The sequence below is a fragment of the Actinomadura napierensis genome (assembly GCF_039529375.1).
In the GTDB taxonomy this organism is placed as follows: Bacteria; Actinomycetota; Actinomycetes; order Streptosporangiales; family Streptosporangiaceae; genus Spirillospora; species Spirillospora napierensis.
In genome coordinates, this window is sequence record NZ_BAAAMR010000057.1 from 54,660 (window position 1) to 69,596 (window position 14,937).

Sequence of the window (14,937 nt, forward strand, 5' to 3'; positions counted from 1 at the left end):
TCAATGCCGACCATCACGCTCAGCGGAGTGGTCAAGAACTACGTCAGCGGGCACGCGGCGGTGAAGGACCTCGACCTCACCATCCCCGACGGCTCGTTCACCTGCCTGCTCGGGCCGTCCGGGTGCGGGAAGACGACCACGCTGCGGATGATCGCCGGGCTGGAGCAGCCGACCCTCGGTGAGATCACCGTGGGGAAGCGGGTGCTCGACTCGGTGGAGAAGGGCGTCTACGTCCCGCCGGAGAAGCGCGACATGGGGCTCGTCTTCCAGAACTACGCGCTCTGGCCGCACCTCACGGTGCGCGGCAACACCGAGTTCGGGCTGCGGATGCGCAAGGTCCCGGCGGAGCGGCGCAAGGCCCGCGCGATGGAGGCCCTGGAGAAGGTCCAGGTGGCCGAGTGCGCGGACCGCTACCCCTCGCAGCTGTCCGGCGGGCAGCAGCAGCGCGTCGCGCTCGCCCGCATGCTCGCCGTCGACCCCGACGTCCTGCTGCTGGACGAGCCGCTGTCGAACCTGGACGCGCGGCTGCGGCTGGAGATGCGCACCGAGCTGAAGCGCATCCACGACGAGACGGGCGCGACCGTCGTGTTCGTCACCCACGACCAGATGGAGGCCATGACGATGGCCACGCACATCGCGGTGATGTGCGACGGCGAGCTGCAGCAGGTCGCGCCGCCGATGGAGATGTACGAGCGGCCCGCGAACCGGTTCGTCGCCGAGTTCGTCGGGAGCCCGCCGATGAACATGGTGCCCGGCGAGCAGGCGGGGCTCGCCTCGTCGCTGCAGCGGTTCGCCGAGAAGCGCGGCGACTTCGGCGCGGTCGGCTGCTTCGGCGTCCGTCCCGAGGTGCTGCGGCTGGCGCCGCCCGGCGGCGCGGTACCGGACACCGCCTGGTCGGAGGACGCCGTCATCGAGACCGTCCTGCCGACGGGACCGAGCTGGACCGTCGGGCTGCGCGCGCACGACGCCCGGCTGTTCGCGATCACGCACGAGGACCCGGGCGCGGGGCCGGGCGACGCGGTGCGCTGCTGGGCGCGCCCCGAGCACCTGCACCTGTTCGGCGAGGACGGCATCCGGATCGCGGCCTGGGACGAGGCCGCCGCACCGGTCAGCGGGGCCGCCTCGTGAGCGCGGACCACCGCCTCTCCGACCGGACGATGCGCAGGCCGCGGGCGCTGCTGCTGGACTTCGGCGGCGTGCTCGTCGAGACGTCCCGGCGCCCGGGCTGGTCGGCGGCGCTCGCCAAGGAGGTGCACGCGCTGCTGACCCGCGCGGGCTGCCACGACCTCGACGCCGCCGCCGTCGAGACCGACATCAAGGCGGGCGCCGCCGCCGACAAGTGCTGGAAGGACGCGATGTCGCGGCCCTACGCGCCGCCGGAGATGACGCACACCGGGTTCTGGGGCGACTACGTCGCCGCGGACTGGCCCGCGTCCGCGCGGCAGCTCGTCGTCGCGCACGCCACCCCGCTGTGCAAGCGGATGGGGGAGCTGCGGCAGGACCGACGCACCCGTCCCGGCATCCCCGAGCTGCTGGACGGCGCCGCCGCGCTCGGCATCCCGTGCGGGATCGTCAGCAACGCCCTGTCCGGGGCGGTGCACCGGGACTACACCGAGGCGACGGGCCTGGCCGGGAAGCTGGCGATCGAGGTCTACAGCGACGAGGCCGGCGTCCGCAAGCCCAACCCGGAGATGATCTGGATCGCCACGCGCGCGCTCGGCGTCGAGCCCGAGGACGCCTGGTACGTCGGCGACAACTTCGACCGGGACGTGGTGTGCGGGCACCGCGCCGGCGTCGGTGGCAACGTGCTGATGGTCGCCAAGGGCACCTACGACGTCCCGTACGAGGTCCGCTACCGCCCCGACGCCGTCGTGGACGACGGCCACGGGCTGCTGGACCTGCTCACCAACGCTGTCGAAGGAGACGAATGAACAGCAAGGGCATCGGTGCGCCCGAGTCGGCGGAGCTGGCGCGGATCGCCGAGACCGCGGCGCGCGCGACCGGCGACCGGCTGCGCGGAGCGTTCCGATCGCGCCCCGAGGTCGCGGTGAAGCGCGACTTCCACGACCCGGTCACCGAGCACGACCGCGCCGCCGAGGAGACGATCCGCGAGGTGCTCGCCGAGCACACGCCCGGCAGCGTCGTCGTCGGTGAGGAGGGCGGTGTCCGAGGCGAGGAGGGGGACGTCCGCTGGTACGTCGACCCGATCGACGGGACGGCGAACTTCGCCGCCGGCCTGCCGTTCTTCTGCACCTCGATCGCGGCCGTCGCGGGCGGCGAGGTCGTCGCCGGGGTGGTGTACGACCCGGTCCGCGACGACATGTTCACCGCCTCGCTCGGCGGCGCGACCTGCAACGGCGAGCCGATCCGCTCGGTCGGCGCGGCGGAGGACAGGACCGGCGTCATCGTCACCGGCTACCCCAACGCGCGGGAGCTGAAGCGGGCGGGCGACGCGGCGCTGCGCAACTACGGCAGGCTCGTCGAGTCGTTCGCGACGGTGCGGCGCCCGGGCAGCGCGGCGCTGTGCCTGGCGCACGTCGCGGCGGGCTGGGCGGCCGCGGCGTACGGCACGTCCGTCAACGCGTGGGACGTGTCGGCCGGGCTGCTGCTGGTCAGGCAGGCGGGCGGCACCTACCTGCCGCTCGGCGGGGAGCCGGGCGGGGACGACTGGGACGCGCCCGGCTACGTCGCGTGCGTCAGCGGGTTCGACCTCGCCGGGTCGGTGCTGTCGGAGATCGCCGGGCTCGCCCCGGCGGGCAGCCGGTGAGCGCCACCGGCGTGCGGACGGCCGAGTGGATCGTCACCGACCTCGACGGCACGCTCGTCGGCCGCGACCTGCGGATCGTCGAGGCGAACCTGGCCGCGCTGCGCCGCTTCACCGGCGCGGGCGGCAGCGTGGTCGTCGCGACGGGGCGCAGCGAGGAGTCCGCGCTGCCGTACTACCGGGAGCTCGGCCTCGCGACCCCGGCGATCCTCTACAACGGCGCCCGCATCGTGGACCTGGGCACGGGCGCGGTCCTGTACCGGCGGTGCCTGAGCGCGGCGGCCTGGGCGCGGCTGACGCTGCTGTTCGACGAGATGCCGGATGGGGTGTGGCCGGTCGCGTTCAGCGACGGCCGCGCGCACGTGCGCTCGGAGTCGGCGGCGCTGGCCGAGTACGCCCGCCGCGACCGCATCACCCTCGCGCGGATCGGCTCGTGGGGCGTGCTGCCCTTCGACGAGATCATCAAGGTGATGCTGATCTGCGACCGGCCCGAGCTGGTCGACGCGGCGGAGACGGCCCTCGCCGGGTTCGCCGCCGATCCGGGGACCGGCGTCACGCTCGTCCGGTCGGAGGCCACCTACCTGGAGGTGCTCCCGGCGGGCGCCACCAAGGGGACGGCGCTGCGTGAGCTGGCGGCGCTGCGCGGCGTGCCGATGGACCGCATCGCGGCCATCGGCGACAACCCCAACGACCTGGACATGATCCAGGCCGCCGGGCTCGGCCCGGCCGAGGACGACGGGGACCCCGGCGTCCGCGCCGTCGCCGCCCCCCCCCCCCCCCCCCCCCCCCAACGTCGTGGTCGCCGACTGCGCGGCGGGCGCCGTCGCCGACCTGGTCGACCGGGTCATGGCGTGATCCTGACCGTCGTCGGCTGCGCGGGCACCGTCCCGGGGCCGGACGCCGCGTGCTCCTGCTACCTGGTGGAGCACGCGGGGTTCCGGCTGCTGCTCGACCTCGGCACCGGCGCGCTCGGCCCGCTGCAGCGCTACGCCGACCCGTGCGCGATCGACGCCGTCGTGGTCAGCCATCCGCACCGCGACCACTACTCGGACCTGATCCCGCTCGCCTACCTGCGGGACCGGCGCGGCGCGGAGGAGCGGCTGCCCGTCACCGCGCCCGCCGGGACGTCCGCGCACGTCGTGAACCCGGCGGCGCCGCCGGCGTACGCGGGCGCGCTCGACTGGCGCACGCCGCCCGCCGAGCCGCGCCCGTTCGGGCCGCTCACCGTCACGACGGCGCCGGTCGTCCATTCGGTGCCGGGCGTGGCTGTGCGGGTGGAGGCGGACGGGGCCAGCCTCACCTACTCGGGCGACTCCGGGGAGTGCGGCGAGCTGCTCGACCTCGCGCGGGGCACGGACGTGCTGCTGTGCGAGGCGGCGGCGTCCGTGCGCACACCGGGCGCCTCCGAGACGCACCTGACGCCCGCGCAGGCGGCGGGGCTGGCGCGGGAGGCGGGCGCGGGGCACCTCGTCCTCACGCATCTGCGGCCGTGGGCCGACCCGCTCGCCGCCCTGCGGGCCGCCCGCGAGGTCTACGCCGGGCCGATCTCGCTCGCGGTGCCGGGGTTGCGCGTCATGGTGTGAGCGCCCTGGTGGTGGCGCGTTCGGTGAGGACGGGAGGGACGGTGATGCGCCGTCCCTCCCCGGTCCCGTTGTCGCCGATCCGGTCGAGCAGGGCGCCCATCGCCAGCCGGCCCAGCTCGCGGGGCGGTGCCCCGACCGTGGTCACGCCCGTTTCCGCCGCTCCGGGCGCGTCGCCGTGGACGATCAGCGAGACGTCGCCGGGCACGTCGAGCCCGGCACGGTAGAGCGCGGTCAGTGCGGCCGTCCCGGTCATGTCCCCGAGGGCGAGAACGGCCGTCGGGGCTCCGGGCGACCGCCACGGGACGTCCTGGACGGCGGTGAGCCCGGCCTCGTCGACGGCCGCTCGGAACGCCTTCTCCAGGCGCGAGCGGCCGAGGTCCATGCAGGTGACGCGGCGGTGCCCGAGCCCCGCCAGATGCTCTACGGCCAGCTTCACCGCCGCCGCGTCGTCGCCGGTCACGCAGTCGACGCGGGCCGAGCGCAGCGACCGCCCCGCCACCGTGACGGGGGTCCCGGCCGCGGCCCGCTCGATCTCCGCCGCCGCGATCCTCGGCCCGGCCAGCAGCAGCCCGTCCAGCCGTAGGTCGAGCAGCTCGCCCAGCGCGGCCCGCTCGCGCGCCGGACGCCCGTCCCCGCCGACCAGCAGCAGCCGGACGCCGCGCCGCCCCGCCTCCTCCGCCAGCCCGTCGTGGAGCGTCGCGAACAGCGGATCGTGCAGGTCGGCGGCCAGCACCCCGGCCATCCCGGTGCGTCCGGCCGCCAGGCCCCGCGCCATGACGTTGGGCCGGTAGCCCAGCTCGTCCGCCGCCTTCAGCACGGCCTCGCGGCGCTCCTTGCCGACCTTGGGCGAGCCGCGCATCACCAGCGACACCAGCGCGCGGGACACCCCCGCGCGCGCGGCGACGTCTTCCAGGGTCGGATGGGCCATGGTCGGGATCTCCAAAACAGCGGACGGCGGGCTGAGCCGATCCAACCAGCCGCCCGCCGCCCGCACGTTCACTTGCGGCGAGTCGTCGTTATGAGGGGGCTCATAACGACGACTCGCCGCAAGTCAACGAAGCGGGTCAGTCGCGGGGGTCCCAGTCGCCTGGGGTGATGTCCAGGTCGAGGGGGTCGGCGACGGCCTTCCAGTCGACGAACTTGAAGTTGGTGTTCGTGCGGACCTCGCCGTCCGCGCCCGTCTCGTCCGGTGCGTTGAAGCCGTCGTGGACGACCAGCAGGCCGTTCTTGAAGTCGCCGACGCGGGCGCTGGTCACCATCGCGCCGTCGCACTCCTCGGAGCCGTCGACGGCCCCGGCGGGCGCGACGCGGAAGTGGCCGAGGTACTGGTTGGCGCCCTCGCGGTCGTAGACGACGAAGGTGTCGTCGCCCTGGCTGGAGGCCAGCAGGTAGCCCTCGCCGTCGTCCTTGCGGTAGATCGTGAGGCCCTCGGCGTCGGCCGTGATGTGCTTTCCGCCCGCGCCGGGATCGGGGCCGCTGACCTCGCACTCCTCGGTCTCGGGGTTGTAGGTGGCGGGGACGCCGAAGTTCTTCACCTTGTCGACGAGCCGGGGCGCGCCGCCGTCCAGCGGGATCCGCCAGATGCCGACGTCCTCCTGCGCGGCGTACAGCACGCCGTGCTCCTCGTCGGCGACCATGCCCTCGACCTGCGGGCCTTCGCCCGGGTCCTCGCACGGCGTCCAGGTGCCGCCGCCCGGCAGCGCGAACGACGCGGGCAGGTCGACGTCCCGGACGTGCTTGTAGCTGACCTTGCCGGTGCCCGTCGCCTCCAGCCGGACGATCCCGACGCGCGGGGTGTGCCGGCGGCTGAGCGCCGCGTAGGAGGCGCCGTGCCCGTCCTTCCAGGACGCGATCCCGTACGCGGTCTCCTGGTCGTTGACCTGGTCGAGCGACGAGGAGAACACGAACGGGGCGGCGGCGTCGGTGACGTCGGTGAGCGGCGCGCGGTGCCGCAGCGCGGCGCGCGGGTCGATGGCGTAGGTGCGGACGGTGTCGCGGCCCCGGTCGGAGACCACGGCGAGGTCGACCGGCCGGCCGCCGAGGCGGAAGCCGTAGATCAGGTCGACGTTGTTGAACCGGCCCGGCTCGTCGCCGTCGCGGGGCGGCGCGGGCGCGGCGAGCCGCTGGAGCTCGTGCCCGGACGCGTCGTACACCGCCAGGCCGGCCTGCTTGAGGGTGGTGATGACGAGGTCGCCGTCGTGGTCGCTCGGGTGGTTCCAGATCGCGGGGTCGTCGGCGTTGGCGTTGCCGCCCGCGTCGTCGTCGAAGACGGCCGGGGTCTCCAGGCGGGCGTGGACCTGGGCGAGCTCGTCGCCGTCGGCGGACGCCGGGGCGGCCGACAGGACGGCGGCGGCCAGCGCGGCGGTCACCGCGGCGGCGGCGAGGCGGGGCCGGTGGGGATGGAACTGGGCGAAGGGCATCGGGTTCTCCTCCGGTGCGCTCGTGGGGGGATTGCCCTGTACCGTAAGCGTTAGAGCGCTCTAATTCAATAGAGCGCTCTAATAGATCAGGAGGTCTCCGGCGATCCGGGCGGGTCAGCGTTCGACGAGCGTCAGCGCGTAGGAGTAGCGGCTCGCCCGGTAGACGTGGCAGCCGTACTCGATCGCGGTGCCCTTGTCGTCGTAGGCGGTGCGGGTCATGGTCAGCATCGGGACGCCGCGCCGCTCGTCCAGCAGCCGCGCCTCCTCCGCCGTGGCGCGCCGCGCGCCGATGGACTGGTTGGCGATCCGCAGGTTGACGCCGCTCGCGCGCAGCAGTTCGTACAGGCCGTGCCGGGTCAGGTCGTCGGCGGTGACGGCGAGCAGGCCGTCGGGCAGGTAGTTGGTGAGCAGGGCGAGCGGCTCGCCGCCGGTGTACCGGGCCCGGCGCATCCGCAGGACGGTGTCGCCCGCCGCGACGCCCAGCTGCTTCGCGACCCGGTCGTCCGCGGGCACCGGGCCGAACTCCAGCACCTCGGTGTGCGGCTCCTTGCCGGCCGCCGCCAGGTCGTCGTGCAGGCTGGTCAGCTCGACGGGGCGGCGGATCTCCGGCAGCACGACCTGCGTGCCGACGCCCCGCTTGCGCACCAACAGGCCCCGGTCGACCAGGTGCTGGATCGCCTGCCGGACGGTCGGCCGCGACAGCCCGCAGTGCTCGGCGATCTCCAGCTCGTTCTCCAGCCGGGTGCCCGGTGCCAGCTCGCCGGCCTGGATCGCGGCCTCCAACTGCCTCGCCAACTGGTAGTAGAGCGGGACGGGGCTGCTGCGGTCCACGATCACGCGCGGTCGGTACACGCGGGCTCCCTCCGGTCCCGGTCTTTCGCGGGCTCCGGAACGGATGATACTCCGCGATTGGGCCGAACCTCCTTACCTCATAATGTCAGGACAAACTCTTGACATGCCGCGGCCGGCTTCAGCAGACTCGGCGGGGCCGGCCGCGGCGCCGGCGTCGCCTTTCACCGGGATGGAGTGCCGATGATCAAAGACCGCGTCGCGGGAGCGCCGATCTCCTGGGGGGTGTGCGAGGTCCCCGGCTGGGGGCACCAGATGGCGCCCGCGCGGGTGCTGGCGGAGATGGGCGCCCTCGGTCTCGCCGCCACCGAGTTCGGGCCGGACGGCTTCCTGCCCGCCGGTGCCGCCGAGCGCGCGGACCTGCTGGCCTCCCACGGGCTGCGCCCGCTCGGCGGGTTCGCGCCGGTCGTGCTGCACGACCCGGACCGCGACCCGCTGCCCGAGGTTCGGCGGACCCTCTCCGGATTCGATGTGGAACGTTCCAATCCGGCCGCCCCCGCGGACGGCACGACGCTCGTCCTCGCCGCCGTGCACGGGCTGGACGGCTACGACGAGCGCCCGGCGCTCGACGCCGCCGGCTGGGCGGCGCTGCTGGCCAACCTCGACCGGATCGCCGCGCTCGCCGCCGAGTCCGGTGTCCGCGCGGTGCTGCATCCCCATGTGGGCACGATGGTGGAACGGTCCGACGAAGTCCAGCGGGTGCTGGACGGCTCCGGCGTCCCGCTCTGCCTGGACACCGGGCACCTGCTCATCGGCGGCGTCGACCCCGGCGAGCTGGCCGCGCGCGTCCCGGAGCGCATCGCGCACGTCCACCTGAAGGACGTGGACGCCGGGCTCGCCGGCGACGTGCAGGCCGGCCGGATCGCCTACACCGACGCCGTCCGCAAGGGCATCTACCGGCCCCTCGGCGGCGGCGACATCGACATCGCCGGCATTATCGGCTCCCTGGAAGGCGCCGGTTACGACGGCTGGTACGTCCTCGAACAGGACACCATCCTCGACCGCGAGCCCGAGGAAGGCGCCGGCCCGGTGGCGGACGTGCGCGCGTGCCTGGACTTCCTCGCCGGGATCCCGGCATGACCGCCGCACCGGCGTCCCTCGACGTCATCACCATGGGCCGGGTCGGGGTCGACCTGTACCCGCTGCGGTCCGGCGTCCCCCTGGACGAGGTCGAGAGCTTCGGCCGGTTCCTCGGCGGCAGCGCCACCAACGTCGCGGTCGCGGCGGCCCGGTACGGGCGGCGCGCCGCGGTGATCACCCGGACCGGCGCCGACCCGTTCGGCCGGTTCGTCCGCCGCGCGCTCGCCGAGTACGGGGTCGACGCCCGGTTCGTCGCGGACGTCCCCGGCCTGCCGACCCCGGTCACGTTCTGCGAGCTGTTCCCGCCCGACGACTTCCCGCTGTACTTCTACCGCTTCCCCAAGGCGCCCGACCTGGAGATCCGCGCCGGCGAGCTGGACCTCGCCGCGATCGGGACCGCCGGGCTGCTGTGGACCACGGTGACCGGGCTGTGCGGCGAACCGTCCCGGACGGCGACGCTCGCCGCCCTCGGGGCACGGCCGCGCGCCGCGCTGACCGTCCTCGACCTCGACCACCGGCCGATGTTCTGGGAGTCGGCGGCCGAGGCGTCGCGGTGGGCGGGCGAGGCCCTCGAACACGCCACGGTCGCCGTCGGGAACCTCGCCGAGTGCGAGGTCGCCGTCGGCGAGTCCGACCCGATGCGGGCCGCGCGGGCCCTCCTCGACCGGGGCGTCCGGCTCGCCGTCGTCAAGCGGGGGCCGGGCGGCGTGCTCGCGGTCGGCGCGGACGGCGAGGTCGCCGAAGCCCCGCCGGTGCCGGTCGAGGTCGTCAACGGCCTCGGCGCGGGCGACGCGTTCGGCGGTGCGCTCTGCCACGGGCTGCTGGCGGGCTGGGACCTGCCGCGGACCATCGCGTTCGCCAACGCCGCGGGCGCGGTCGTCGCGTCGCGACTCGCCTGCGCGGCGGCCATGCCGGAGTACGGCGAGGTCGAGGCGCTGCTGGACGGGGTGCCGGCATGAGCGTGGACACGCAGACGGCGTCGCCCGCCCGCGCCCGGATCGCGGCGCTGACCGAGACCCGGGTGCTGCGGCCGGACGCCCTCGCCGAGGCGGCGGCGCGCCGGGCCCGGCGCCCCGCGCTGCTCGGCGCGACCGGCCGGCTGATGATCGTGGCCGCCGACCATCCGGCGCGCGGCGCGCTGGCCGCCGCCGGCGACCCGCTCGCCATGGCCGACCGCGGCGAGCTGCTCGACCGGCTCTGCACCGCGCTGGAACGCCCCGGCGTGGACGGCGTGCTGGCCGCGCCCGACGTCATCGACGACCTGCTGCTCCTCGGCGTCCTGGACGGCAAGGTCGTGATCGGCTCGATGAACCGCGGCGGCCTGGCCGGCGCGTCCTTCGAGATCGACGACCGGTTCACCGCCTACGACGCGGACGCGATCGCGGCGTCCGGCCTGGACGGCGGCAAGGTGCTGCTGCGCGTGGACGACGCCGACCCCGCCACCGCCGACACCCTCGAAGGGTGCGCGCGGGCGGTGTCCGCGCTCGCCGGGCGCGGGCTGATGGCGATGGTCGAGCCGTTCATCTCGCATCGCGTCGACGGCCGCGTCCGCAACGTGCTGACCACCGAGGCGATGATCCGCGCGATCTCGATCGCGTCCGCGCTCGGCACGACGTCGGCGCGGACCTGGCTGAAGGTCCCGGTCGTCCCGGACATGGAGCGAGTGATGGCCGCCTCGACGCTGCCCGCGCTGCTGCTCGGCGGCGAGGTCGCTGACGACCCGCGCGCCGCGCTGAACGGATGGCGGCGGGCGCTTCGGCTGCCGACCGTGCGCGGGCTGGTCGTCGGGCGGTCGCTGCTGTACCCGAAGGACGGCGACGTCGCGGGAGCGGTCGACGCGGCGGTGGACGCCTTGTGAACGGTGAGGGGGCACGGTGAAGGAGAAGGCGATGAGGTTGACGGTCGGGCAGGCGCTGGTGCGCTTCCTGGCGGCGCAGTGGTCGGAGCGGGACGGCGAGGAGCAGCGCTTCTTTCCGGGATGCTTCGGCATCTTCGGGCACGGGAACGTCGCGGGCATCGGGCAGGCGCTGCTGGAGTACGGCGAGGAGATGCCGTACTACATGGCCCGTAACGAGCAGGCCATGGTGCACACCGCGTCGGGCTTTGCGCGGATGAACGACCGGCTGTCGACATTCGCGTGCACGACGTCCATCGGGCCGGGCGCGACGAACATGGTCACGGGTGCGGCGCTGGCGACCATTAACCGGCTGCCGGTTTTGCTGCTACCCGGGGACATCTTCGCTGGACGCGTCGCCAACCCCGTCTTGCAGGAGCTCGAAGACTCGCGGTCGCACGACATTTCGGTCAACGACTGCTTCAAGCCGGTGTCGAAGTACTGGGACCGCATCAACCGTCCCGAGCAGCTGCCCAGCGCGCTGATGGCGGCGATGCGCGTCCTCACCGATCCGGTGGAAACGGGCGCGGTCACGCTGTCGCTTCCGCAGGACGTGCAAGCCGAGGCGTACGACTGGCCGGAGGAGCTGTTCGCGCGGCGGGTGTGGCGCATCCCGCGCCCGCTGCCGGAGGCCCGCGACCTGGAGGACGCGTGCGCGGCGCTGCGGGCGGCGGAACGCCCGCTGATCGTCGCGGGCGGCGGGGTCATCTACTCCGGCGCGACCGGCGAGCTGGCCGCGTTCGCCGAGAGCACCGGCACCCCGGTCGCGGAGACGCAGGCCGGCAAGGGGTCGCTGCCCTGGGACCACCCGTCCGCCGTCGGCGCGATCGGCGCCACCGGCTCGACCGCCGCCAACGCGCTCGCCCGCGACGCCGACGTCGTCGTCGGGATCGGCACCCGCTACAGCGACTTCACCACCGCGTCCCACAGCCTGTTCGCCGACCCGCGCGTGCGGTTCGTCAACATCAACGTCGCGCGGTCCGACGCGTTCAAGCTCGGCGGCGCCACCGTCGTCGCCGACGCCCGTGAGGCGCTCGCGGCGCTGACCGGGGCGCTCGACGGCTGGACGGTCCCGTCCGGCCATCGCGAGAACGCGCGCTCGCTGACCGCGCGGTGGAACGCCGTCGTCGACGGCGCCTACGGGTTCGACAACGGCGTCCTTCCCGCACAGTCGCGGGTCCTCGGCATCGTCAACGAGGAATCCGGGCCGAGGGACGTCGTGGTCTGCGCCGCCGGATCGATGCCCGGCGACCTGCACCGCCTCTGGCGCACCCGCGACCGCAAGGGCTACCACGTCGAATACGGCTACTCGTGCATGGGCTACGAGATCGCCGGCGGGCTCGGCGTGAAGATGGCCGACCCGTCCCGCGAGGTCTTCGTCATGGTCGGCGACGGCTCGTACCTGATGATGGCGCAGGAGCTGACCACGGCCGTCGCCGAAGGGATCAAGCTCGTCGTCATCCTCGTCCAGAACCACGGGTACGCCTCGATCGGCAACCTGTCCGAGAGCGTCGGCGCCGCCCGGTTCGGCACCCGGCACCGCGTCCGCACCGGCACCGGCCTCGACGGCGACCCCATCCCCGTCGACCTCGCCGCCAACGCCGCCAGCCTCGGCGCCGACGTCCTGCGCGCGTCCGGCACCGAGGAGCTGCGCGCCGCGCTCCGCAAGGCGATCGCCTCGCCCCGCACCACGGTCGTGCACGTCGAGACCGACCCGCTCGCCCCCGCCCCCGGCAGCGACGCCTGGTGGGACGTCCCCGTCGCCGAGGTCTCCGGACGCCCGGAGACGCGCGACGCCCGCGCCCGCTACGCCGAGGCCAAGCAGGCCCAGCGCCGCCATCTCTGAAAGGAAGCCATGAGCCTGATTCAGCACCGGATCGGCGGTGTCCAGGTCGGTGGGAGCGTCACCGCGCCCGTCCACGACCCGGCCGCCGGCACGCCGGTCGGCGAGGTCGTCCTCGGCCGCGCACCCGAGGTCGACGCGGCCGTCACCGCCGCCGCCCGGGCCTTCGAGAGCTGGCAGGACGTCTCGCAGGCGCGCCGCGCCCGCATCATGTTCGCCTTCCGCGACCTGCTCGAACGGCACGAGGACGAGCTGGCCCGGCTGGTCACCGCCGAGCACGGCAAGGTCCTGGACGACGCGTGCGGCGAGATCGTCCGCGGGCGCGAGGTCGTCGAGTTCGCCTGCGGCATCCCGCAGGCGCTCAAGGGCGAGTACTCCGACCAGGTGTCGTCCGGCGTCGACGCGTACTCCTTCCGGCAGCCGCTGGGTGTGTGCGCGGGGATCGTCCCGTTCAACTTCCCCGTCATGGTTCCGCTGTGGATGCACCCCATCGCGATCGCCTGCGGGAACACCTTCGTGTTGAAGCCGAGCGAGCGCGTCCCGTCGGCATCCGCCCTGATCGCCGACCTGTACGCCGAGGCGGGCCTGCCGGACGGCGTGTTCAACGTCCTGAACGGCGACCGCGAGACCGCCGACGCCCTCATCCGGCACCCGGACGTCGCGGCCGTGTCGTTCGTCGGCTCCACCCCCGTCGCCCGGCACGTCCACGCGACCGCGACGGCCGCCGGCAAGCGCGTCCAGGCCCTCGGCGGCGCCAAGAACCACGCGGTCGTCCTGCCCGACGCCGACCTCGACCTCGCCGCCGACCAGATCACCGCCGCCGCCTACGGCTCCGCCGGCCAGCGCTGCATGGCGATCTCCGTCGCGGTCGCCGTCGGCGCGGCCCCCGACCCCCTCGTCGCCCGGCTCGCCGACCGCGCCCGCGCCATCAAGGTCGGCCCCGGCGCCGACCCCGGCACCGAGATGGGCCCGCTGATCAGCGCGGACGCCCTCGCCCGCGTCACCGGCCACGTCGACGCCGCGCAGGCCGCCGGAGCCGAGATCGTCGTCGACGGCCGCGGTCTCCCCGGCCCCGGCTACTTCGCCGGCCCCTCCCTCCTCGACCACGTCGCCACCGACCTGCCCGCCTACCAGGAGGAGATCTTCGGACCCGTCCTGATCGTCCTGCGGGCGGACACCCTCGACGACGCCATCGCCCTCGTCAACGCCAACCCGCACGGCAACGGCACCGCCATCTTCACCTCGTCCGGCGAGGCCGCCCGCCGCTACCAGCGCGCCGTCCACGTCGGCATGGTCGGCGTCAACGTCCCCATCCCGGTGCCGATGGCGTTCTACTCCTTCGGCGGCTGGAAGGCGTCCCTGTTCGGCGACACCCACATCCACGGGCCCGAAGGCGTCCGCTTCTACACCCGCGCCAAGGCGATCACGTCCCGCTGGCCCGAGCCCCAGACCGCGTCCACCGCAGGCGACATGGCCTTCCCCACCGCCCGCTGACTCTTGCGGCCGCCCCCTGGGCGCTACCCGGGGGCGGCCACCGACAAGGAGGAACGGTGGCAGGCCAGGGACTCCTGCAGATCGGCGAACTCCTGCTGGCCTTGGTGCTCTCCGCATGCATCGGCCTGGAAAGGGGCCTGCGCAACAAGAGCGCCGGCCTGCGCACGCACACCCTCGTCGGCGTAGGCGCGGCGCTGTTCATGCTGGTCAGCAAGTACGGCTTTCAGCACGCCCCCGGCCCCGTCGCGTTCGACCCGTCCCGGGTCGCGGCGCAGATCGTCTCCGGCATCGGCTTCATCGGCGGCGGCCTCATCTTCGTCCGCCGCGACGCCGTCCGCGGCCTGACGACCGCCGCCGTGGTCTGGGTGACGGCGGCCGTCGGCATGGCCGCCGGCGGCGGCCTCTGGCTGCTGGCGATCGCCGGCACCCTCGGACACTTCCTGGTCGTCTACGGCCTCAGCACGCTCACCCGCCGCCTCCCGCTCGACCGCCTCCGCCCCGCCGACCGGACCCGCATCCGCCTGGTCTACCGCGACGGCCGCGGCGCCCTGCGGCGAGTGCTCGTGGAATGCACACAACGCGGCTTCGCCGTCCTGGAAGCCAACGTCGAACGCGAATTCCTCCCGGACGACTCCGACCGCGCCCGCGACGAACGCCGAGACCGCGACCGAGACGAGGCGTCGGCAGGGCGCGGGCGCGGTCCGTGGAATGCGGTGGTGACGCTCGTGCTGGAGGGCCCGGGCTCGATCCCCGACCTGACCGCCGTCCTGAGCGAACTCCCCGACATCACATCCGTGACCACAGCCTCGGACCAGGACGACGAATAAGTTTCCGGAGGCCGATTCGGCCGTGGGCGGGTTTAGCTTGAGCCGTTGGGGATCCTATTTGGGGGCGGGTTTCGGGCGTTCGGAGAAAGGTCGTTCGGCTGTTAGTAGGAAGGGTGTTCGTGTGGTGGGGTGGCGCTGGCGTACGGGGCCGCCCCTCCAAAGTCAAGGGCGCCTTCGGCGTCG

Annotated in this window: 13 protein-coding genes; 10 read left to right on the forward strand and 3 right to left on the reverse strand. The window is 74.2% G+C overall.

The genetic code is table 11. The features are described from left to right. The first annotated feature begins 3 nt into the window (after positions 1-3). The 4 genes from ABD296_RS28340 to ABD296_RS28355 are packed head-to-tail and all read left to right on the forward strand — an operon-like array spanning position 4 to position 4,347. A complete protein-coding gene (locus ABD296_RS28340; protein ID WP_344273600.1) occupies positions 4-1,128 on the forward strand; it encodes an ABC transporter ATP-binding protein in 1,125 nt (374 codons plus the stop codon). Then, a complete protein-coding gene (locus ABD296_RS28345) occupies positions 1,125-1,931 on the forward strand; it encodes an HAD family hydrolase (protein WP_344273603.1) in 807 nt (268 codons plus the stop codon). The genes ABD296_RS28340 and ABD296_RS28345 overlap by 4 nt, the downstream gene beginning before the upstream one ends. Next, positions 1,928-2,767, forward strand: coding sequence for an inositol monophosphatase family protein (locus tag ABD296_RS28350; protein ID WP_344273606.1), 840 nt, complete (start codon positions 1,928-1,930; stop codon positions 2,765-2,767). The genes ABD296_RS28345 and ABD296_RS28350 overlap by 4 nt, the downstream gene beginning before the upstream one ends. Beyond that, a complete protein-coding gene (locus ABD296_RS28355; RefSeq protein WP_344273609.1) occupies positions 2,764-4,347 on the forward strand; it encodes an HAD-IIB family hydrolase in 1,584 nt (527 codons plus the stop codon). The genes ABD296_RS28350 and ABD296_RS28355 overlap by 4 nt, the downstream gene beginning before the upstream one ends. Here ABD296_RS28355 and ABD296_RS28360 read toward each other — a convergent pair. The 3 genes from ABD296_RS28360 to ABD296_RS28370 all read right to left on the reverse strand — a co-directional run bounded on the left by ABD296_RS28360 (position 4,337) and on the right by ABD296_RS28370 (position 7,619). After that, positions 4,337-5,275 carry a LacI family DNA-binding transcriptional regulator gene (locus ABD296_RS28360; protein WP_344273612.1) on the reverse strand — a complete coding sequence of 313 codons (939 nt, stop codon included), beginning with the start codon at positions 5,273-5,275 and terminating at the stop codon, positions 4,337-4,339. The two genes, ABD296_RS28355 and ABD296_RS28360, sit on opposite strands and share 11 nt — an antisense overlap. Positions 5,276-5,411: 136 nt before the next feature. After that, positions 5,412-6,767: a phytase gene (locus tag ABD296_RS28365; RefSeq protein WP_344273615.1), complete on the reverse strand. Its 1,356-nt coding sequence runs from the start codon at positions 6,765-6,767 to the stop codon at positions 5,412-5,414. 114 nt (positions 6,768-6,881) lie between these two features. After that, entirely contained in the window at positions 6,882-7,619 is a 738-nt protein-coding gene (locus ABD296_RS28370; RefSeq protein WP_344273618.1) for a GntR family transcriptional regulator, read from the reverse strand. Between the two features lie 180 nt (positions 7,620-7,799). Here ABD296_RS28370 and ABD296_RS28375 point away from each other — a divergent pair, with 180 nt between their 5' ends. Genes ABD296_RS28375 through ABD296_RS28400 form a run of 6 tightly spaced genes read left to right on the forward strand, consistent with a single transcriptional unit; the run spans position 7,800 to position 14,754 of the window. Continuing rightward, complete coding sequence (locus ABD296_RS28375) at positions 7,800-8,696, forward strand: TIM barrel protein (RefSeq protein WP_344273622.1); 897 nt, start codon at positions 7,800-7,802, stop codon at positions 8,694-8,696. Next, positions 8,693-9,655 (forward strand): 5-dehydro-2-deoxygluconokinase, encoded by a 963-nt coding sequence (iolC, locus tag ABD296_RS28380; protein ID WP_344273625.1) that lies wholly within the window; start codon positions 8,693-8,695, stop codon positions 9,653-9,655. Before ABD296_RS28375 ends, iolC begins: the two co-directional genes overlap by 4 nt. After that, positions 9,652-10,554 carry a Cgl0159 family (beta/alpha)8-fold protein gene (locus tag ABD296_RS28385; protein ID WP_344273628.1) on the forward strand — a complete coding sequence of 301 codons (903 nt, stop codon included), beginning with the start codon at positions 9,652-9,654 and terminating at the stop codon, positions 10,552-10,554. The genes iolC and ABD296_RS28385 overlap by 4 nt, the downstream gene beginning before the upstream one ends. 31 nt (positions 10,555-10,585) lie before the next feature. Next, positions 10,586-12,436: a 3D-(3,5/4)-trihydroxycyclohexane-1,2-dione acylhydrolase (decyclizing) gene (gene iolD / locus ABD296_RS28390; protein WP_344273630.1), complete on the forward strand. Its 1,851-nt coding sequence runs from the start codon at positions 10,586-10,588 to the stop codon at positions 12,434-12,436. A 9-nt stretch (positions 12,437-12,445) separates the two neighbouring features. Then, positions 12,446-13,927: a CoA-acylating methylmalonate-semialdehyde dehydrogenase gene (locus ABD296_RS28395; protein ID WP_344273634.1), complete on the forward strand. Its 1,482-nt coding sequence runs from the start codon at positions 12,446-12,448 to the stop codon at positions 13,925-13,927. A 56-nt stretch (positions 13,928-13,983) separates the two neighbouring features. Continuing rightward, on the forward strand, positions 13,984-14,754 hold the full coding sequence (locus tag ABD296_RS28400; RefSeq protein ID WP_344273637.1) for an MgtC/SapB family protein: 771 nt from the start codon (positions 13,984-13,986) through the stop codon (positions 14,752-14,754). The last annotated feature ends 183 nt before the right edge of the window (positions 14,755-14,937 follow it).

Excerpts from the sequence above, each read along its gene's own strand:
- iolC (WP_344273625.1), top strand. The coding sequence starts at position 8,693 with ATGACCGCCGCACCGGCGTCCCTCGACGTCATCACCATGGGCCGGGTC.
- ABD296_RS28350 (WP_344273606.1), top strand. The coding sequence starts at position 1,928 with ATGAACAGCAAGGGCATCGGTGCGCCCGAGTCGGCGGAGCTGGCGCGG.
- ABD296_RS28340 (WP_344273600.1), top strand. The coding sequence starts at position 4 with ATGCCGACCATCACGCTCAGCGGAGTGGTCAAGAACTACGTCAGCGGG.
- ABD296_RS28375 (WP_344273622.1), top strand. The coding sequence starts at position 7,800 with ATGATCAAAGACCGCGTCGCGGGAGCGCCGATCTCCTGGGGGGTGTGC.
- ABD296_RS28395 (WP_344273634.1), top strand. The coding sequence starts at position 12,446 with ATGAGCCTGATTCAGCACCGGATCGGCGGTGTCCAGGTCGGTGGGAGC.
- iolD (WP_344273630.1), top strand. The coding sequence starts at position 10,586 with ATGAGGTTGACGGTCGGGCAGGCGCTGGTGCGCTTCCTGGCGGCGCAG.
- ABD296_RS28385 (WP_344273628.1), top strand. The coding sequence starts at position 9,652 with ATGAGCGTGGACACGCAGACGGCGTCGCCCGCCCGCGCCCGGATCGCG.
- ABD296_RS28365 (WP_344273615.1), bottom strand. The coding sequence starts at position 6,767 with ATGCCCTTCGCCCAGTTCCATCCCCACCGGCCCCGCCTCGCCGCCGCC.
- ABD296_RS28360 (WP_344273612.1), bottom strand. The coding sequence starts at position 5,275 with ATGGCCCATCCGACCCTGGAAGACGTCGCCGCGCGCGCGGGGGTGTCC.